Genomic DNA, 18,388 nt, shown 5'->3' with positions numbered 1-18,388 from the left:
CCGGACCTTAAGAGGGTCCTGTAGCCGCTGTGAGACCTCCAGGTGAACAGCTATCCGCGTCGGGCGATTGCTGCGTCGCGCAGGTTCTCCAGCGTGCCGACCGTCGTATCCCAGCCCATGCAGGCGTCCGTGATCGACTGGCCGTAGGTCAGCTCCCGGGTCGGGTCCAGGTCCTGGCGGCCCTCCTGCAGGAACGACTCCAGCATCACGCCGACGATCGCCCGGTTCCCGGCCGCGACCTGCGCGCCGATCTCCCCCGCCACCACCGGCTGCCGCTTGTGGTCCTTGCGGCTGTTGCCGTGGCTCGCGTCGACGACGACCCGCTCGGCCAGGCCGCCCTTGCGGAGCAGTTCGACGGCGCCGGCGACCGACTCCGCGTCGTAGTTCGGCCCGCTGTCCGAGCCGCGCAGTACGAGATGGCAGTCCGGGTTGCCGCGGGTGTGCAGGATCGCCGGGGCGCCGTCGTGGTCGATACCGGTGAAGACGTGCGGTACGGCGGCCGCCTTGATCGCGTCGACCGCGGTGGCGATCGAACCGTCGGGGCGGTTCTTCATCCCGATCGGCATCGACAGGCCGGACGACAGCTGCCGGTGCACCTGGCTCTCGACGGTCCGCGCGCCGATCGCACCCCAGCTCACAACTTGTGAGATGTACTGCGGTGTGATCGGGTCCAGGAACTCGCAACCGACCGGCAGACCGAGCTCGGTGACCTGGGTGAGCAGCTGAAGGGCGATCCGCAGGCCGCGGTTCACGTCACCGGAACCGTCGAGCCCCGGGTCGTTGATCAGGCCCTTCCAGCCGAGCGTGGAGCGCGGCTTCTCGAAGTACACCCGCATGACGACCAGGAGGCCGTCGGACAGCCGGTCGGCGACCGGTGCGAGGCGTTCGGCGTACTCGAGGGCAGCGTCCGCGTCGTGCACCGAACACGGGCCGACGACAACCATCAGCCGGTTGTCGACGCCGTTCAGTACGTCGGCCACCGCCTGACGACCGTTCGTGACGGTACGGGCGAGCTCGTCGCTGAGCGGGTACTCGTCGTGCAGCGCGAGCGGTGTGACCAACGGGACGGTCTTCTCGATCCGCCGGTCGACCACAGCGGCCTGATCGCGGCTCTGCTGGGTCGGCTTCGGGAGGGTGTTCATCAGTGGGACCTTTCCGCCGGTCCGCTCGCGTTGCAGCGCAGGCAGCCGGCTGTGGATACGAGAAAAGGCAAGGACGATGTCCTTGCCTTCGTGCCGGCTCTGGTGTCTGCGGTGGGCGTCAGCGATCGGCTGAGTCGCCCGGCACCGAGGCCGGCCGCTCAAAAAATCGCCAATAGCAACGCTTCACGGAGACGACGATAGCACCACCACCCAGAACCACTGACCAGTAACCATCCGGGGCATGCCTTCGTTGACTGCTGCAAGACGGGTCGAGACATCGGGGAGTTGCTGACAGGTGGTGAGGCCGCGGACCTTCGAGTTGGTTCGGCATCGGGATCCCAGTGGTGTGTCGGGGACAGGCGTGGTGGCGGAAGGGTGTGAGTTCACCGATGGTTCGGTGGCCCTGCGCTGGCGCGGGGACAATCCGGCGACGGCCGTCTGGCCGGACGTCGAGTCCGTCCTGGCCGTGCACGGGCACCAGGGGGCGACCGAGATCCGCTGGATCGACACACCGAGGGCACCGGGCAACCTGTTCGAGGAACTCCACCAGATCCGGTCCGCGACAACCGCCAGCGATCCGCTCTCGCCGCCGCCCGGCCACCCCCGTGGATGGGCAGGGGCACGACATCTGAGGTAGAACGTGCCCGTGATCCAGATCCATCCGGAGCAACGCCGACGCCCGTGACGCAGATCTACCTGGTCCGGCACGGTGAGCCGGACTACGAGCCGATCGACTCCCGTGGTCTCCCGGGACCGGCAGCCGACTCCGCTCCGCTCACCGCCGTCGGCATGAAGCAGGCCGAGGAAGTCGCGGACCTGCTCGGCGGCATCCGCGCGACGTACCTGGTCAGCTCGCCGTACACCCGCGCCCTGCACAGCGCCGCGATCATCGGCCACCGGCTCGCCCTCGGCGTCAAGGTCGACCACGACCTGCGCGACTGGTCGCCGGACCACAACGGCCTCTGGCGCGGTGTCGCCGACGTCCGCGCCGCACGGGCCGAGTTCGACGCGTACGACGGTGAGTGGCCGGGCGGCGTCCAACGGCCCTGGGAACCACTGTCGCGGGTCCGTGAACGCGCGCTGGCCGCCCTCGCCCGGCACACCGCGAGTACCGACGGACCGGTCCTCGCGATCACCCACGCGACCGTGATCCAGGCCCTGACCGGCGAGCGGAACATCGCGCACGGCGCCCACGAGTACTACCGCTACGAGCCCTCCGAAGCAAGCTGATCGGGGCCATTGGCAAGGGCTTGAAACGGTGCCTGGGCATCTGCACGTGCAGACGACTTTGCACCGTAGAAGTGACCTATGTCACATCAATTGATGACGTGAACACGCTTTCCGCCTGAAAACCGCCGATTACGGCCCGCGACGGCGCTCTGCGGGAACTCTGCGATAACGATGCGCCCGAACTTCGAGACGACAAGGGTTGAACTACGTAAGAGATGAGCATAGTTTTCACCGAGCGCCCGTCCGCGCTTACGGTGAGTCAAGGAGGTTGCCATGTCGAGAGGGATGCCTCGCCTGCCCCGCCCGCTCATGGATCTGTGGGACTGGCAGTCGCAAGCCGCCTGCCGGGACGTCAATCCCGAGCTCTTCTTCTCACCCGAATCGGAGCGTGGCGTTCGCAAACGCGCTCGCGAGATGGTGGCCAAGTCGCTGTGCGGCACCTGCCCGGTCCAGCCCGAGTGCCGGCAGCACGCGCTGTCGGTCGGTGAGCCGTACGGCGTCTGGGGCGGCACGACCGAGTCCGAGCGCGACAACACGGTGCTCCCCGAGCACCGCAAGTCCGCGTAGGAGCCGCTGTCCCTGCTTGATCGCGTCCGACCGCAAGGCCTGTGGAAACTCAGGCCTTGCCGTCGTCGCTGTCGGGCGGGGAGTCGTCGGAACCCTTGGTGTCCTTGGGCTTCGGCTCGTCGTCGGGCGGCTTGATCGTCGTCCGCGGGTCCCGGTAGCGGTCCAGCGACTTGAGGAAGTCCGGATCGTCGTCGGGCGCCGTCGGCCGTGCGGCCGGTGGCGACGCGGGCCGTCGTACCACGGCCTCCTGCGGGTTGCCCTGGGCGCGCGACATCAGCAGCCAGACGATCGGCCCGGCGAACGGGACGAACACGATCAGGACGATCCACAGCAGCTTCGGCAGGTGCGGTACGTCCTCGTCGGGTGTCTGGATGCACGAGAACAGCGCGTACACGGTCAGGACCAGGCTGATCAGGAACGGCAGAAATCGGACCACGTTCCAACAGTACGGCTATGTGGGCGACAGGGTGCGTCAGCGTGCGGAGGCGGTGAGTCCCCGCGCGCGCAGCACGCTGTTCTCGAGCGGGCGGAAGACGAGCAGCTCGATGCCGACGCCGACCACGAAGATCAGCACGATGCCGGCGAACACGATCGAGATGTCGGACAGCGACATGCCGTTGTGCAGGAACTGGCCGAGGCCCTCGCCGAGCTCCGGTGAGGTCGCGATCAGCTCGGCCGCCATCAGCGACCGCCACGAGAACGCCCAGCCCTGCTTGAGCCCGCCGAGGAACCCGGGCAGCGCGGCCGGCAGCAGGATGTACCGGATCCCGCCCCAGCGCCCGGCGCCGAGCGCCTTGCCGACCCGCGGCAGGATCGGCGGCACCTGGTCGAGCCCGGACACCAGCCCGCTCGCGATCGACGGCACCGCGCCGAGCAGGACGACCCAGTAGATCGCCCGGTCGTTGATGCCGAACCACAGGATCGCGGCCGGTACCCACGCCACCGACGGCAGGCTCTGCAGTCCGGACACCAGCGGCCCGATCCCCCGCCGGACGACCTGGATGTTCGCGATGGCCAGCCCGAGCGGTACGGCGATCAGCAGCGAGAACGCGAACCCGATCACGGCCCGGTGCACCGACACCCAGAACAGCCCGAGGATGTCGCCGCTCGACACGACCTGCCAGATCTGGCTCCCTACCGCGGCCGGCGCGGGCAGCTTGTACTCAGGCCAGAACGCGGCCGCCCACAACACCTGCCAGATCGCCACGAACACCACGACCGCGCCGATCGGCGGGAGGACCCGGGCCGCGATCCGCCGCAGCCGCGAGCCCTCGACCGCGTGGACCGGGGTGTCGAGGGCATCGAGTCCGGCCTCGACCGCACCTTCTTCCTGCAGGTCAAGCTGCGGCATGGCTGCTGATCACCTTTCGCAGCGCGGTGTTGATCTCGTCCGCGGTGCTGCTGGCGTCGGGCGCGTCCTCGACATCCCACTCGCGGACGACACGTCCCGGACGCGAGGACAGCAGTACGACGCGTTGCCCGAGCCGCACGGCCTCGCGGACGTCGTGGGTGACGAAGAGGATCGCCGTACCGGTGGCTCGCCAGATCCGCAGCAGCTCGCCCTGCAGGACGTCCCGCGTGATCGCGTCGAGGGCGGAGAACGGCTCGTCCATCAAGAGCAAGGACGGCTTCCCTGCGTCGCCGCTGTCCGTCGTGGACGCGAGTGCTCGTGCCAGCGCAACTCGTTGCCTCATGCCACCGGACAGCTCGTGCGGGCGCTTGTCCCCGAGCCCCTTGAGGCGTACGAGTTCGAGCAGCTCGGCCGCCTTCGCCCGGCGCCGCGCCTTCGGTACGCCGGCCATCCGCAACGGGAGCTCGACGTTGCCGGCCGCCGTCAGCCACGGCATCAGCGCAGCCTCCTGGAAGACGACCGCCGGGCGCGACGAGTGCAGCTCGATCCGCCCGGCGGTCGGCCGGTCCAGACCCGCGACCAGGTTCAGCAGCGTGGTCTTGCCGCACCCGGACGCGCCGAGCAGGCAGACGAACTCCCCGGCCCGCACCTCGAGATCGACACCGTCCAGCGCGACCACCGACTTGCGGCCGCTCCCGAACGCCTTGCCTACTTGATGAAACCGCACCGGGCTCAGCTGGTCCGGCGGCGCGTCCACGGTCGCGGTCATGGTCTCTCCCCTGCTACTTCGAGTCCAAGCCGGCGGCGTCGACCGCGGGCTTGCCTGCCTTGGCGAGTACTTCGTTCAGCGGGCCGAGGTCCGCGAAGCCGGCCACGTTCGGCGCCTGCTTGGCGATGCCCGCGGTGACCTGGTCCTTGGCGAGCTGCGGGAACGTGCTCGCGATCGGGTCCGCGGTGAGCTTGATGTGCTCGAACGCCCGGTCGATGACGGCCGGCTTCAGCGCCTTGCCGGTCGCTTGCTTGAGCTGGTCGTTCACGATCGTCTTCGCGTCGGCTGTGTTCGTGCCGCTGTAGTCGATCGCCCCGAGGAGCCCGGACAGCAACGCCTTCACGGTCTCCGGGTGCTCCTGCAGGAACTGCGTACGGACGATCAGCACGGTGGTCGGGAACTGCCCGCCTGGCCACAGGGATGCCTCGTCCACCAGCACCTTCGCACCGGCGTCGAGGACGAGCCGCGACGACCACGGCTCGGGCAGCCAGGCCGCGTCGACGTCGCCCTTCTTGAACGCGTCGAGGGTCTGCGCGTTCTCGAGGTTGGTGACCTTCACCTTGCCGGTCAGGTTCTGGCCGGCGAGCCACTTCTTCAGCGCGACGTCCTGCGTGTTGCCGAGCTGCGGCGTGACCACGGTCTTGCCGATCAGGTCGGCGGGCTTGGTGATCGACGGCTTGACGACTAGCTGCGCGCCGCCGGACGTCGCACCGGCGATCAGCCGGACCGCTTCGCCGTTCGACTTCGCGTACGCATTGATCGCGGGACCGGAGCCGATGAAGCCGGCGTCCAGCGAACCGCCGAGCAACGCACCGACTTCCTCGGGGCCGGCGTTGAACTTGGTCGGGACGAGCTTGGTGTTGCCGAGTTCCTTGCTGAACAGGCCCTTGCCGAGACCGATCAGCGCGGCGGCGTGGGTGACGTTCGGGAAGTAGCCGAGCCGCAGCTCGGTCGCGGGACCCTTGTCGCTGGACGCGGCCTGGGTGTCGTCGCTGCCGCCGGCGCGGGAGCAACCCGCTGCGGCGACGGTGAGGGCCAAGGTGGCGGCGAGCAGGCGGAACGGACGGATGATGCTCACAGGAGACCTTTGTGTTTGTAGGAAAAGTCAGGAGACGAGCTCGAGCGCGCGGTCTTCGACAGGTACGGTGCGGCGCGTCGAGGTGCGGACGCCGTACGTGACGAGTGCGGCCCAGCCGAGGACGAGGGCCGCGTACACGGCGTACCGCGGGCCGGCGGCGACGTCGAGGCCGTGCAGTACGGTGCGGGCGTTGGTGAGGATCAGCACCAGGCCGACGCCGACACCGAGCCAGCGGGTCGCCAGCCGCGACACCAGCCAGGCGGCGAGTGGCGCGGCGATGACGCCGCCGACCAGCAGCGCGGCGACGATGCCGAACGGCAGGTGCTCCTTACCGAGACCGAACAGGAAGCCGATGCTGGCGGCGACCGAGACCAGGAACTCGGCCGCGTTCACCGACCCGACCGCGCGCCGCGGCTGCAGCTTGCCGCTGGTCAGCAGCGCCGAGTTCGCGACCGGGCCCCAGCCGCCACCGCCGGTGGCGTCGATGAAGCCGGCCACCAGACCGAGCGGGCCGAGGAACTTACCAGCCAACCGGCCCTCGACCACCGCGCGGACCTTCCCGGTGCCGAACCGGACCAGGATGTAGACGCCGAGCAGCAGCAACAGGCCGGCCACCCACAGCGAGGCCGACTCGGTCGACAGGCTGGACAGGAACGTCGCGCCGGCGAACGCCCCGACCGCGCCGGGACCACCGATCAGCGCGACCACGCGCCAGTCGACGTTCCCGAACCGCCAGTGCGACAGGCCGGAGGCGAGCGTCGTACCGACCTCGGCCAGGTGCACCGAGGCGGACGCGACCGCCGGGGTGATCCCGGTGATCAGCAAGGCCGTACTGGCGGTGACGCCGTACGCCATGCCGAGAGTGCCGTCGACGAGCTGGGCGATCGAGCCGAGCAAGGCGATCAGGACGAGACGACGCATGGAGCTGCTCCTGCGGGTCGGGAAGGAAACGGCCGGACGGATCTATGCCGTCGGTCGACAACCCGCGGAGTTCACGCGCAGCAGATCCACGTGCCGGCGCCGTGTCAGGGCGTCCCCGGGCGCGTTCGCGATGATCTGCATAGGTCTATGAAAGCGGACAAAGTCAAGCAACCTGCTCTGGTTTCGCGATGTGAGACGAGAAATCGAATGCCGGAAGCGGTCAGAAGGGTTGAACCCGTCGGGAGGACGCTCATACGGTCGTCAACGTGCTGATCCCCCGCTCTCTCAAGACCGAGTACGCCGTCCGGCCGCTGGGCGTCGACGTACCGCGCCCGCGTTTCAGCTGGGTCGCCGAGGCGCCCGGGTACGGCGCGACGCAGGCGGCGTACCAGGTGCTGGTCGCGACCGCGCCGGAGCTGCTGACGCCGGAAGGCGCGGACGTGTGGGACTCGGGCCAGGTCGAGTCGGCGCGGACGTTCGGGATCTCGTACGACGGGCCCGCGGCGCCGCGGACGCGGTACCACTGGACCGTACGGCTGTGGTCCGCGGACGAGGCCGGCGAGTGGGCCGAGCCGTCGTGGTTCGAGACGGGACTGCTCGACGAAGGGTTCGGGACCGCGCAGTGGATCGGCGGGGTGACCGACAGCGCTCCCCTGCTGCGGTGCGACTTCACCGTGGACGGGACCGTGCGGCGTGCTCGACTGTACGCAAGCGGCCTCGGCTACGCGGACCTGCGACTGAACGGGCAGGCCGTCAGCGATGCCGTCCTCGATCCCGGCTTCACCGCCTACGACCATACCGTACTGTATGGTACGCACGACGTGACGGCGCTGCTGCGCGCCGGGGACAACGCCGTGGGGGCCGAGCTCGGGCGGGGGTTCTTCGGGCTGACGTCGGTGAACGTCTGGCGCTGGCACGACACGCCGTGGACCGCCGACCCGCGCCTGATCGCGCGGCTGGTGATCGAGTACGACGACGGCCGCGTCGACGAGGTGGTCACGGACGAGACCTGGCGGATCACCGGCGGGCCGACGCTGTCCGACTCGCTGTACCTCGGCGAGACGTACGACGCCCGTCGCGCGCTGCCCGGCTGGGATACGGCCGGCTTCGACGACTCGGCGTGGGCCGCGGCATCGGTGGTCGAGGCACCTCGCGGGACGTTGAAGGCCCAGGCGCACGAGCCGATCCGGGTGATCGAGACGGTCGACCCGGTCGAGGTCACCGAGGTCCGCCCGGGTGTCTGGATCGCCGACTTCGGGCGAACCGTGGCCGGGTGGACAAAACTCACGGTCACCGCGGAGGCCGGGACCACGATCGGCCTCACGCACGGCGAGACAGTTGCTGATGGCAACGTGATCGCCTGGAACGCGCACGTCGACGGCGATCGGATCCAGCGCGACGAGTACATCGCCGCCGGCACCGGCACCGAGACCTGGGAACCGAAGTTCTCGTACAAGGGCTTTCGGTACGTGCAGATCGAGGGCGCCGCAGCCCAGGTGCAGATGCGGGTGGTGAACTCCGACGTCGCGTCGGCGACCACCTTCGCCTCGTCGCAGGCGACGTACGAGCAGTTCGAGCGGGCGATGCGGCGGACGATCCTGAGCAACCTGCACGGGATCCCCACCGACACGCCGTACTTCGAGAAGAACGGGTGGACCGGCGACGCACAGGTCGGCGCGCCGACGATGCTCGCGACGCTCGACCTGGCCCGGTTCTTCACCAAGTGGCTCGGCGACATCCGGGACAGCCAGGCGGACTCCGGGCAGCTGCCGGTGATCGTGCCGACCAGCGGGTGGGGCTTCACCGACCTCTCCCCCGCGACCGAGTGGCCGACCGTGTATCCGTTCCTGCTCCGCGAGATGTACCGCTGGTACGGCGACGACCGGCTGCTGCGCGAGCACTGGGACTCGCTCACCCGGTACCTGGCGTGGGAGCTCGACCGGGTCGAGGACGGGCTGTCGGTGAGCGTACTCGGCGACTGGTTGCCGCCCGGGTTCGGCAACGGTCCGGCACCGGAGGACCGGCGGCTGACCGGTACGGCGTACCTGTACCGGGCGCTGATGGTCGCGGCCGAGATCGGCGAGGTGATTGGACAGCCCAACGACTACCGGAAGGCCGCGGTCGAGCTCGCCGACGGGCTGAACCGGACCTTCCTCGATCGGGACGCCGCCCGCTACCGATCCGATGCCGATCCGGACTACCGGCAGACGTCGAACGCGATCCCACTCGCGTTCGGGATCGTGCCGGACGAGCTGGTCGACCGGGTGGCGGCGGGGCTGGCCGCGGATGTCGAGGCGCGCGGGTTCCACCTGAACACCGGTTGCCTGGGCGTCGGCGTACTGCTGCCGGTGCTGACCGCGCACGGATACGGCGACGTGGCAACGAAGGTCGCGCTGCAGCGGAGTTACCCGAGCTGGGGGTACTGGTTCGATCTCGGCGCGGACACCATGTGGGAGGCGTGGGAGGACGACTCGCGGTCGCGCAACCACTACTTCCAGGGCACCGTCGTGCAGTGGATCTTCGAGAACGTCGCCGGGCTCCGGGTGGTCGACGCCGGCTGCGAGCGGATCGTCGTACGGCCGGACGCCCGCGGCGAGGTGGGCTCGGCGAGCATCCGCACCGAGACGATCCGTGGACGGGTCGCGGTCTCGTGGAAGCAGGCGGGTCGCGTACTGGAGCTGGACGTGCAGGTCCCGGTCGGTACGACGGCCGAGGTACACGTCCCGTCGGCGCAGGCCTCGGACGTGGACGCCGTACCGCGGTCGTTCGCAGGCGAGTCGTCGTACGACCAGGGTTACACCGTCTACACCGTCGGCGCCGGGCGGTGGTCGTTCACGAGTCGGTCCGCTTCGTGAAGATGAGGTCGCGGACGTCCCGGCCTTCCGCCTGGGCGCGGGACTCGAACTTGGTGACGGGACGCCACTCCGGACGTGGCGCCCAGCCGTCATAGGAGTTGCGCAGCAACGGCTCGGCCTCGCACACCTCGAGCATCCGATCCGCGTAGTCCGCCCAGTCTGTTGCCAGGTGCACCGTTCCGCCGGGCCGCAGCCGGGACGCGATCAGCGCGACGAACGGTGGTGTGACCAATCGACGCTTGTGGTGCCGCTTCTTCGGCCACGGATCCGGGAAGTAGATGCGTACGCCGGACAGCGTCTCCGGAGCGACGTGGTCGCGGAGGAAGTCCACCGCGTCGCCCTGCAGCAGGCGGACGTTCTCGAGGTCGTACTTCTCCACCCACAGCATCAGCTGACCGAGACCGGCCGGATAGACCTCCGCGGCCAGGTGATTCACCTCCGGCGCGGCGACGGCCAGCTGCGCCGTCGCTTCACCCATCCCGGACCCGATCTCCAGCACGGTCGGCGCTTCCCGCCCGAACCAGCCGGCGAGGTCGAGTACGCCGGGCGGCAGATCCTCCTGCGTCCGCCCGAGCTCGGACCAGTGCGACTGCCAGACACGCGTCTGTCCCGCCGTCATCCGCACGCTGCGGCGGACGGTGCTGAACACACCCGCTTGCCTGACCTGATCCGTTGCTCCCACCAGGTGGATTCTAGGAGCTCTACAACTGGAGGGTGTGGCCGGTCTCCAGGTAGGTCTTCAGGTTGGCCAGGATCGGGCCCCAGCCGTTCCGCCAGCCCTCGACCGTGTCCTCGGCGATCTCGTCGTGGACGACCTCGAGCTTCACCACCGTCGTATTGCGCGGCTCGATCGTGAACGTGACGCGACCCGGGGCGGCGGGCGACTCCATGAACTCGTTCTTGAACGTGTACGCCAGCGTCTTCGGTTCGTCGTACACCAGGACCTCACCCGAGTCCGTCAGGCTGTCGTCGGCGCTGTCGTAGAACCGCACCGGCGCGCCGACCGTCCAGTCGGACTCGATCCGGCGGCCGAACCAGTACAGCTTGGTGAACGCACCCGAGGTGAGTGCCTCCCACAGCTTCTCCGGCGTGGTCTCGATGTAGGTCACATGAATCATGGCCGGCTTGCTCATTTGTCCTCCAAGGCTTCCTTCAGTGCGCTGAGGGCGCGGAGTTTGTCGCGCTCGTAGTTGCTCAGCCACCGTTCGGCGATCTCGTTGATCGGCACCGGGTTCAGGTAGTGGAGCTTGTGCCGGCCGCGCTTGACCGTGACGACGAGGTTCGCGTCCTCGAGGATCCGTAGGTGCTTGGTGACGCCTTGCCGGGTCAGCTCGGGCAGCAGTTCACACAGGTCCTGCAGGCTCTGCCCGTTCCGCTCCCGCAACGCGTCCAGCAACCGCCGCCGGCCCTCGTCGGCGAGCGCCTTGAACACCAACTCCACGCCTTCGACAATAGGCAACCAAAAAGTTGCCTGTCAAGCGGTCAGTCGTCCCAGAAAAGATGAGCGACGGTGTTGTGGGCGCGGCGCGTGGTGCGGAGGTAGTCGTCGGCGAAGCGGCCGGACTCGCCGGGTGGGTAGCCGCAGATGCGGGCGACCGCGGCCAGGTCGCGGGGGTCCTGCGGGAGCGAGTCGCCGGGCCGGCCACGGACCAGCATGATCGCGTTCCGGATCCGGCTGGCCATCTCCCAGGCGGCGCTGAGCGTGTCCGCCTCGGACGCGTCGACCAGGTTGGCCTCGACGCCCGCCCGGAGCGCGGCGAGCGTACGTGTCGTCCGGAGGCTCGGCACCCGGTGGGCCTCGCGAAGTTGCAGGAGCTGGACCGTCCACTCGATGTCGGCCAGCCCGCCACGGCCGAGCTTGGTGTGCGTCGCCGGGTCCGCGCCGCGTGGCAGGCGTTCGGCGTCGACGCGCGCCTTGATCCGGCGGATCTCCATCACATCCCGCTCGCTGATGCCTTTCTCCGGGTAGCGCAGCGGGTCGATCAGCTCGCGGAACGACTGGCACAGGCCGGTATCGCCGCACAGCGGGTCCGCGCGGAGCAGCGCCTGCGCTTCCCACACGGCGGACCAGCGGGCGTAGTACGAGGCGTACGAGGCGAGCGTACGGACGAGCGGTCCTTGCCGGCCTTCCGGGCGGAGGTCGGCGTCGATCGCCACCGCGGGGTCGGCGCCCGGCAACGCGAGCATGCGGCGGAGCTCGGTCGCCGCCTGGGTCGCGAAGTCGGTCGCCTTCTTCTCGTCGGCGCCGGGGAGCGGATCGTGGACGAACATCACGTCCGCGTCGCTGCCGTACCCGAGCTCGTGCCCGCCGAACCGGCCCATCGCGACGATCGACATCCGGGTCGGCGCCGGTTCGCCCTTGGCGACTGCTCTGCGGGCGACCTCGAGCGCAGTCGTCAGCGTGCCGACCGAGGTGATCGTGATCGCCTCCCCGACCGCCTCCACATCGAGCAGCCCGGACAGGTCGGCGGCCGCGATCCGGAACAGCTCACGGCGCCGGACCGCCCGGATCGCGGCGACGGCGGTCTCCGGCGTGTCCTGCCGGCCGGCGGCCGCGGACATCTCGGTCAGCAGCGCGTCGAGGGTCCGGGGCGTCAGCTCGCGTTCGTCGGCGAGCATCGCGGTCGCTTCCGGCGCGCGCTGCAGGAGGTCGACGGCGTACCGGCCGCTGGCGAGCAGGTGGGCGAGGCGCTCGGCCGAGGCGCCTTCGTCGCGGAGCTGGCGCAGGTACCAGGGAGTGGAGCCGAGCGCGTCGGAGATCGTCCGGAACGCGAGCAGGCCCGCGTCCGGGGCGGGCGACTCCGCGAACCAGCCGAGCATCGCGGGCAGCAGAGCCTTCTGGATCGACGACCGCCGGGACACGCCCTCGGACAGGGCCTCGATGTGGCGCAACGCCGACGCGGGATCGGCGTACCCGAGCGCGGTCAGCCGTTGCTTCGCGGCCTCGGGCGTCAGGCGTACCTCCTCGCCGGGGATCCGCGCGACGGCGGCGAGCAGCGGGCGGTAGAACAGCTTCTCGTGCAGGCGCCGTACCTCGAGCGCGTGCTTCTTCCAGGCCGCGGTCAGGTCGGCGACCGGGTTCTTCGTGAAGCCGAGCGAGCGGCCGAGGCGGCGCAGGTCGGCCTCGTCCTCGGGGACGTGGTGGGTACGGCGGAGGCGGTACAGCTGGATGCGATGCTCCATCGACCGGAGGAAGCGGTACGCGTCCGCGAGTACGGCGCCGTCCGTGCGGCCGACGTACCCGCTGGCGGTGAGGGCGCCCAGCGCGACCAGCGTCGTACCGCTGCGGACCGACTCGTCGCTGCGGCCGTGGACGAGCTGCAGGAGCTGTACGGCGAACTCGACGTCGCGCAGGCCGCCCGGGCCGAGCTTGAGCTGCCGGTCGACGTCGGCGGCCGGGATGTGGTCGATGACGCGGCGGCGCATCGCCTGGACGTCGTCGACGAAGCCCTCACGATCCGCGGCGGACCAGGCGAGTTGGCCGATCCTGTCGGAGTACTCGCGACCGAGTTCCGCATCGCCGGCGACCGGGCGGGCCTTGAGGAGAGCCTGGAACTCCCAGGTCTTTGCCCAGCGCTGGTAGTACGCGAGATGGCTGTCGAGGGTGCGGACGAGCGGGCCGGACTTGCCCTCCGGGCGGAGCGCGGCGTCCACCGGCCAGAGTGTTCCCTCGCCGGTGTGCGCCGAACAGATCCGCATCGCGGCCGCGGCCAGCTGGGTCGCGGTCTTCAGCGCCGGGGCCTCGGCGTCGCCGTCCAGCGGTTCGGCGACGAACAGTACGTCGACATCGCTGACATAGTTGAGTTCCCGGCCGCCACACTTGCCCATGGCAATGATCGCGAGGCGGCAGTCGGCGGCGCCGGGGTGGGCGGCGAAGTAGTCGTTGCGGGCGATGTGCAGAGCGGTTTCCAGCGCGCCGGCGGCGAGATCGGCGAGTACGACGGCCACCTCGTCGACCAGCAGACCCTCGGCCAGGTCGCGGGCCGCGAGCCGGAGCAGGAGCCGGCGGTACTCGATGCGCAGGGCATCGACCGGGTTGGGCGCGTCGATCGCGGTGGCGAGCTTGGCCGAGACGTCCTCGACGGACGGGCGCGCCCCGGCGAGCGACGGGTCGGCGAGGTCGTACCAGTGCCGTGGGTGGACGCTGAGGTGCCGTCCGAGCGCCTCGCTGGCGCCGAGCACGTACACGAGCCGGCGGCGGAAGCCGTCGTCCATCCCGAGCGTTCGGGCGAACGCGGAGACGTCGTGGCCGTTGCGGTGCAGCGCCTCGGCCATCGCGCACAGGCCGTGCAGGGCGAGGTCGGGATCGGCGGACTCGGACAGCGTCGTGATCAGCTGTTCGGTCGCCATCGGGGTGTACGAGTCGAGCGCGTCCAGCCCCTCGAGCATCCCCGCGGCCCGCCGCGGGTCCTCGAACCCGAGCCGGACCAGCCGTCCCTCCCACGATCCTCTCCGAGGTTCAGCCACCCCCGCAGGTTACCCAACGCCACTTCGCGTACCGGATCCGCACCCTGCAGCTCCCACAACGCGGATCCGGCGCCCGAAGTCGCGGCAGGATCTCAGCTGGATTGCGGTGAATACACGGTGTTGTGTAGCGGATCCATTGAGTAGTCGGGCATCATGACTGTTCATGGTCATGATGACGGGGTCGCTCGCGGTGAGCGGGATGATGGTCTGGTTGACGCCGCAGCAAGGCGGGCGGGTGTCCGGGCCGCCGGACCCTGACTACGACTACGACTACACGGCGACGGCGTACCTTCCGCCGCGTACTGCGGAGGACGGGCAGGCGGGGATCGCGCTGCGGCGGTTCGCGCCGGGTGCGTGGCGGACGCCGGCCGAGGGGATTCTCGTTCCTGGCAAGGGGAATCGCGCCCAGCAGGTGATCCCCGGCTGCATCGTCGTCATCACCGAGGGCGTCCGCCCGGTCGGCCTGCTGACCGTCGAAGAGGTCCACCTGCTGGCCGCCGACGGTACGCCGGTCGTACCACCCGCCGTTGTCCCCACGCCGCCTGCCCCCGCCGTCGTGCCGCCGGTCACCGCCGTCGCTGCGCCGCCGGTAGTCCCCGTGGCCGAGGATGCGCCGGCGCCTACTGAGCCGCCGTACAGGCACTCCACCGCGGCCGCCCGCTGGACGTCCCGTCACGCCTCGGACGACGTACCGTCAGAGCCTGCCGGGGTCTGACCGGCAGGAGATCTCCGAGGTAACCAACCGAGTAGACCAGGCCCGCCTCGACAAACTCCTCACCGAGCACGACCCCTTCCGGGTCGACAGCTGACTACAGGACAGGGAGGAGCTTGTTCAGTTCGAACGGGGTTACCTGGCGGCGGTAGTCCTGCCATTCGGCGCGCTTGTTGCGGAGGAAGAAGTCGAAGACGTGTTCGCCGAGGGTTTCGGCGACCAGCTCGCTGTCCTCCATGGCGCTGATGGCTTCGGCCAGGCTGCCGGGGAGAGGCTTGATGCCGAGGGCCTTGCGTTCGCGGGGCGTCAAGGACCAGATGTCCTCCTCGACCTCCGCGGGAAGCTCGTACCCCTCCTCGATCCCCTTCAGCCCTGCAGCGAGCATCAGAGCGAAGGCCAGGTACGGGTTGGCGGCCGAGTCCAGTGAGCGGAACTCGACCCGCGACGACTGCCCCTTGTGCGGCTTGTACATCGGCACCCGCACCAGCGCGGACCGGTTGTTGTGACCCCAGGAGATGAACGACGGCGCCTCGTCCCCGACGGCCAGCCGCTTGTACGAGTTCACCCACTGGTTCGTCACCGCGGTGATCTCCGAGGCGTGCTGCAGCAGCCCGGCGATGAACGCCCGCCCGGTCTTCGAGAGCTGGTATTGCGCACCGCCTTCGAAGAACGCGTTCCGGTCACCCTCGAACAGCGACATGTGCGTGTGCATGCCGGAGCCCGGCTGATCGGACAGCGGTTTCGGCATGAACGACGCGTAGATGCCCTGCGAGAGCGCGACCTCCTTCACCACGACGCGGAACGTCATGATGTTGTCGGCGGTCGACAGCGCGTCGGCGTACCGCAGGTCGATCTCCTGCTGACCCGGGCCGCCCTCGTGGTGGCTGAACTCGACCGAGATGCCCATCGACTCGAGCATCGTGATCGCCTCGCGGCGGAAGTCGTTGCCGATCCCCTGCGGCGTGTGGTCGAAGTACCCCGACGAGTCGACCGGTTCCGGGGTCGTGCCGGGAGCGCCGACCAGCGACTTGAACAGGTAGAACTCGATCTCCGGGTGCGTGTAGAACGTGAACCCGAGCTCGGCCGCCTTCGACAGGGTCCGCTTCAGCACGTGCCGCGGGTCCGCGAACGACGCCGACCCGTCCGGCATGTTGATGTCGCAGAACATCCGCGCGGTGCCCATCGTCTCGCCGCGCCACGGCAGGATCTGGAACGTCGACGGGTCCGGCTTGGCCAGCATGTCGGCCTCGGTGACCCGGGCGAACCCCTCGATCGCCGACCCGTCGAACCCGAGCCCTTCGGCGAACGCGCTCTCCAGTTCGGCCGGCGCCACCGCGACCGACTTCAGGAACCCGAGCACGTCGGTGAACCAGAGCCGCACGAAGCGTACGTCGCGCTCCTCCAGCGCGCGCAGCACGAACTCCTGCTGCTTGTCCATCAGTCCACCTCTCAACCGAGTCTGGAGACTCTCACAGTGTGCCTTGCCGTTGTTAACCAGACGTTACGTGGCGGCACCACGCGTCGTACGTTCAGGGCCTAGCGTGTCCTCTTGTGCAGACGATCTTCGACGCCGCCCTGATCGTGGCGGCGGTGCTCTGCCTGAGCGACCTGCTCGTCGGTACCGCGCGCTTCGTCCAGTCGCTGCGACGGAAGCGACCGGCCGAGCGGGACGTGCTCGGCCGCCGCTGGCTGCCGGTTCCGGAGCTCGGGTTCGGCATGGTCGCGTTCTGCTGCCCGGGCCTCGTCACGCTTGGCCTGACGCATCACGACGCGACCAACCTGCCGACCCGGCAGATCCTGCTGGCCGCTCTGGTTTTCGGGTACGCCGGTGCCGTCCTCTCCCGGGTCGTCCGGACACCCGGGCCCGGCGGGCGGCGGTTCAAGCTACGCGCCGGCCTGCTGCTCGGCCTGCCGGCCCTGTTCGGGCTGGTCTTCGGCCTTTCGGGAATCCCTGTCTGAACGGTCTGACCGGCGCGCGCGGTACCAGGGCACGATCCGTTCGAGGGGCGCGAAGGCCAGCCAGCAGACCACGGTGGGCAGGAAGTGGATCAACAGGATCGCCGTGTTCGCCGCGTGGAACCCGAGGAAGAACAGCGCCCCGAACAGTTGCCACCGGCCCTTCAGCCACAGGATCACAGGTGAACAGAACTCCCCGATGATGCCGACCCACTGCATCACGCGCAGGACCCACGGGTAGTTCAGCAGCCACTCCCCGACCGGGTGCGGCCGCCGCACGATCGCCCAGGTCAGTACGGCGCTCCCGGGCCACGTTAGCGCCCATCCGGCACTGCGCAGTTTCGCGATCGCGGACAGGAAGTACGTCGCGATCACGCAGAGCTGGATGCACCGGATCACCCAGCCGGCCGCCTCCGACTTGGTCTGGTCGCCGTACGACGCCCGCCCGACCGTGGGCAGCACCCACAGTGCGATGACGAGGGCGAGGTGGTCGTGGTCGACCTTGCCGTCGCTCATCCCGATCAGTACCCACCAGGTGAACGCCGGCGCGACCACCCAGCCGGCGATCCGCGGGAAGCGGTTCGTCGCGCCGATCAGGCAGGCGACGATCAGGACGACGTACAGCGTGGTCGTGTTCGCGACCGACGGCTTCGGGAGGTCGAGCAACCGGGCCAGCAGCAACGGTTGGTACAGCCCGGGGTGCTGCCCCTTGTCGAGCGTGTCGCGGACGAACGCGTGCATGTCGAGGATGACGAACAGATAGAGCACTGTCCGCAGCCAAGCGATCCGGCCCATGGCGATCGCGGGGGTGAACAAGCTCATCGCCGGACCTCCCAGGTCGCCAGTACCTGCGACGTCGGCGGTCCTTCGACCCGGCCCTTGACCAGCTGGGTCGTGTCGCGGATCAGTTCGAGCTTCACGTACTTCGGCTTGTCCGGGTGCTTGCGCGCCCACCCGTCGGCGACCTCCTGCAGCAGCGACGGGTCCTTCTGGATGTCCCCGGCGCGGGCCTCGATCTCGGCGCGGGCGACGCCGGCGCCCTCGATGTTCAGCGGTACGTCGACCGTCGTACCGGCGTCGGTGAGCGCGCTGATCCGGGTGTAGTCGATCTTCGCGTCGTCCGGTACCGACATCGCGTACTGCGACATCGGGCCGAACGGCCAGGCGTCGTCGCTGGCCCGGACCGATCCGTTGATCAGCAGACCGATACCGGCGACCGCGACCAGGACCCGCACCGCCTTGCCGGCCCGCCCCAACCGGACCACCCCGGTCCGCTCACCTTCAGTCACGTCGGCCATTAGATCATTCCGGTTTGGCGGCTCGGTTCGTAGGGAATTTTC

Annotated in this window: 20 protein-coding genes; 6 read left to right on the top strand and 14 right to left on the bottom strand. The window is 69.4% G+C overall.

The features are described 5' to 3' along the window. Positions 1 to 50: 50 nt before the first annotated feature. Positions 51 to 1,142 carry a 3-deoxy-7-phosphoheptulonate synthase gene (locus tag ACZ5BU_RS32180; RefSeq protein ID WP_465704197.1) on the bottom strand — a complete coding sequence of 364 codons (1,092 nt, stop codon included), beginning with the start codon at positions 1,140 to 1,142 and terminating at the stop codon, positions 51 to 53. A 364-nt stretch (positions 1,143 to 1,506) separates the two neighbouring features. On the opposite strand from ACZ5BU_RS32180, the gene ACZ5BU_RS32175 reads away from it, so the two are divergent. From ACZ5BU_RS32175 to ACZ5BU_RS32165, 3 genes are all read left to right on the top strand, one after another. Continuing rightward, on the top strand, positions 1,507 to 1,779 hold the full coding sequence (locus ACZ5BU_RS32175; protein ID WP_465704196.1) for a hypothetical protein: 273 nt from the start codon (positions 1,507 to 1,509) through the stop codon (positions 1,777 to 1,779). Between the two features lie 44 nt (positions 1,780 to 1,823). Next, entirely contained in the window at positions 1,824 to 2,372 is a 549-nt protein-coding gene (locus ACZ5BU_RS32170; RefSeq protein WP_465704195.1) for a histidine phosphatase family protein, read from the top strand. A gap of 273 nt (positions 2,373 to 2,645) precedes the next feature. Continuing rightward, positions 2,646 to 2,939, top strand: coding sequence for a WhiB family transcriptional regulator (locus ACZ5BU_RS32165; protein ID WP_134097793.1), 294 nt, complete (start codon positions 2,646 to 2,648; stop codon positions 2,937 to 2,939). 49 nt (positions 2,940 to 2,988) lie between these two features. Here the strand turns inward: ACZ5BU_RS32165 and ACZ5BU_RS32160 are convergent, their stop codons facing one another. From ACZ5BU_RS32160 to ACZ5BU_RS32135, 6 genes are read right to left on the bottom strand one after another with little or no spacing between them, the layout of a single operon-like run. Then, positions 2,989 to 3,375: a PLD nuclease N-terminal domain-containing protein gene (locus ACZ5BU_RS32160; protein WP_465704194.1), complete on the bottom strand. Its 387-nt coding sequence runs from the start codon at positions 3,373 to 3,375 to the stop codon at positions 2,989 to 2,991. A 36-nt stretch (positions 3,376 to 3,411) separates the two neighbouring features. Beyond that, positions 3,412 to 4,290 (bottom strand): ABC transporter permease, encoded by an 879-nt coding sequence (locus tag ACZ5BU_RS32155; RefSeq protein ID WP_465704193.1) that lies wholly within the window; start codon positions 4,288 to 4,290, stop codon positions 3,412 to 3,414. Continuing rightward, entirely contained in the window at positions 4,277 to 5,059 is a 783-nt protein-coding gene (locus tag ACZ5BU_RS32150) for an ABC transporter ATP-binding protein (protein ID WP_465704192.1), read from the bottom strand. Before ACZ5BU_RS32150 ends, ACZ5BU_RS32155 begins: the two co-directional genes overlap by 14 nt. 13 nt (positions 5,060 to 5,072) lie before the next feature. Then, positions 5,073 to 6,137, bottom strand: coding sequence for an ABC transporter substrate-binding protein (locus tag ACZ5BU_RS32145; protein ID WP_465704191.1), 1,065 nt, complete (start codon positions 6,135 to 6,137; stop codon positions 5,073 to 5,075). A gap of 27 nt (positions 6,138 to 6,164) precedes the next feature. Beyond that, positions 6,165 to 7,058, bottom strand: a complete 894-nt coding sequence (locus tag ACZ5BU_RS32140) for a sulfite exporter TauE/SafE family protein (RefSeq protein WP_465704190.1) — start codon at positions 7,056 to 7,058, stop codon at positions 6,165 to 6,167. 42 nt (positions 7,059 to 7,100) lie between these two features. Beyond that, positions 7,101 to 7,199: a putative leader peptide gene (locus ACZ5BU_RS32135; RefSeq protein ID WP_465704189.1), complete on the bottom strand. Its 99-nt coding sequence runs from the start codon at positions 7,197 to 7,199 to the stop codon at positions 7,101 to 7,103. Between the two features lie 125 nt (positions 7,200 to 7,324). On the opposite strand from ACZ5BU_RS32135, the gene ACZ5BU_RS32130 reads away from it, so the two are divergent. Further along, positions 7,325 to 9,913 carry a family 78 glycoside hydrolase catalytic domain gene (locus ACZ5BU_RS32130; RefSeq protein WP_465704188.1) on the top strand — a complete coding sequence of 863 codons (2,589 nt, stop codon included), beginning with the start codon at positions 7,325 to 7,327 and terminating at the stop codon, positions 9,911 to 9,913. On the opposite strand, the gene trmB is transcribed toward ACZ5BU_RS32130, so the two are convergent. Genes trmB through ACZ5BU_RS32110 form a run of 4 tightly spaced genes read right to left on the bottom strand, consistent with a single transcriptional unit; the run spans position 9,891 to position 14,380 of the window. After that, positions 9,891 to 10,595, bottom strand: coding sequence for a tRNA (guanosine(46)-N7)-methyltransferase TrmB (gene trmB / locus ACZ5BU_RS32125; protein ID WP_465704187.1), 705 nt, complete (start codon positions 10,593 to 10,595; stop codon positions 9,891 to 9,893). The two genes, ACZ5BU_RS32130 and trmB, sit on opposite strands and share 23 nt — an antisense overlap. A 19-nt stretch (positions 10,596 to 10,614) precedes the next feature. After that, entirely contained in the window at positions 10,615 to 11,046 is a 432-nt protein-coding gene (locus tag ACZ5BU_RS32120) for an SRPBCC domain-containing protein (protein ID WP_465704186.1), read from the bottom strand. After that, a complete protein-coding gene (locus ACZ5BU_RS32115) occupies positions 11,043 to 11,354 on the bottom strand; it encodes an ArsR/SmtB family transcription factor (RefSeq protein ID WP_465704185.1) in 312 nt (103 codons plus the stop codon). Before ACZ5BU_RS32115 ends, ACZ5BU_RS32120 begins: the two co-directional genes overlap by 4 nt. Positions 11,355 to 11,395: 41 nt before the next feature. Continuing rightward, on the bottom strand, positions 11,396 to 14,380 hold the full coding sequence (locus tag ACZ5BU_RS32110; RefSeq protein WP_465704184.1) for a bifunctional [glutamine synthetase] adenylyltransferase/[glutamine synthetase]-adenylyl-L-tyrosine phosphorylase: 2,985 nt from the start codon (positions 14,378 to 14,380) through the stop codon (positions 11,396 to 11,398). A gap of 163 nt (positions 14,381 to 14,543) precedes the next feature. On the opposite strand from ACZ5BU_RS32110, the gene ACZ5BU_RS32105 reads away from it, so the two are divergent. Then, entirely contained in the window at positions 14,544 to 15,095 is a 552-nt protein-coding gene (locus tag ACZ5BU_RS32105; protein ID WP_465704183.1) for a hypothetical protein, read from the top strand. Positions 15,096 to 15,189: 94 nt separating this feature from the next. Here the strand turns inward: ACZ5BU_RS32105 and glnA are convergent, their stop codons facing one another. Beyond that, entirely contained in the window at positions 15,190 to 16,530 is a 1,341-nt protein-coding gene (glnA, locus tag ACZ5BU_RS32100; protein ID WP_465704182.1) for a type I glutamate--ammonia ligase, read from the bottom strand. A gap of 113 nt (positions 16,531 to 16,643) precedes the next feature. On the opposite strand from glnA, the gene ACZ5BU_RS32095 reads away from it, so the two are divergent. Further along, the gene (locus ACZ5BU_RS32095; RefSeq protein WP_465704181.1) at positions 16,644 to 17,051 is read left to right on the top strand and encodes a hypothetical protein; all 408 of its coding nucleotides are present in this window, start codon (positions 16,644 to 16,646) and stop codon (positions 17,049 to 17,051) included. Here ACZ5BU_RS32095 and ACZ5BU_RS32090 read toward each other — a convergent pair. Then, entirely contained in the window at positions 16,977 to 17,870 is an 894-nt protein-coding gene (locus tag ACZ5BU_RS32090) for a hypothetical protein (protein WP_465704180.1), read from the bottom strand. The genes ACZ5BU_RS32095 and ACZ5BU_RS32090 overlap by 75 nt on opposite strands. Next, the gene (locus tag ACZ5BU_RS32085; protein ID WP_465704179.1) at positions 17,867 to 18,346 is read right to left on the bottom strand and encodes a hypothetical protein; all 480 of its coding nucleotides are present in this window, start codon (positions 18,344 to 18,346) and stop codon (positions 17,867 to 17,869) included. Before ACZ5BU_RS32085 ends, ACZ5BU_RS32090 begins: the two co-directional genes overlap by 4 nt. Positions 18,347 to 18,388 lie beyond the last annotated feature (42 nt).

It is taken from the genome of Kribbella sp. NPDC031520, assembly GCF_055580825.1.
This window is presented reverse-complemented; position numbering and strand designations above follow the sequence as displayed.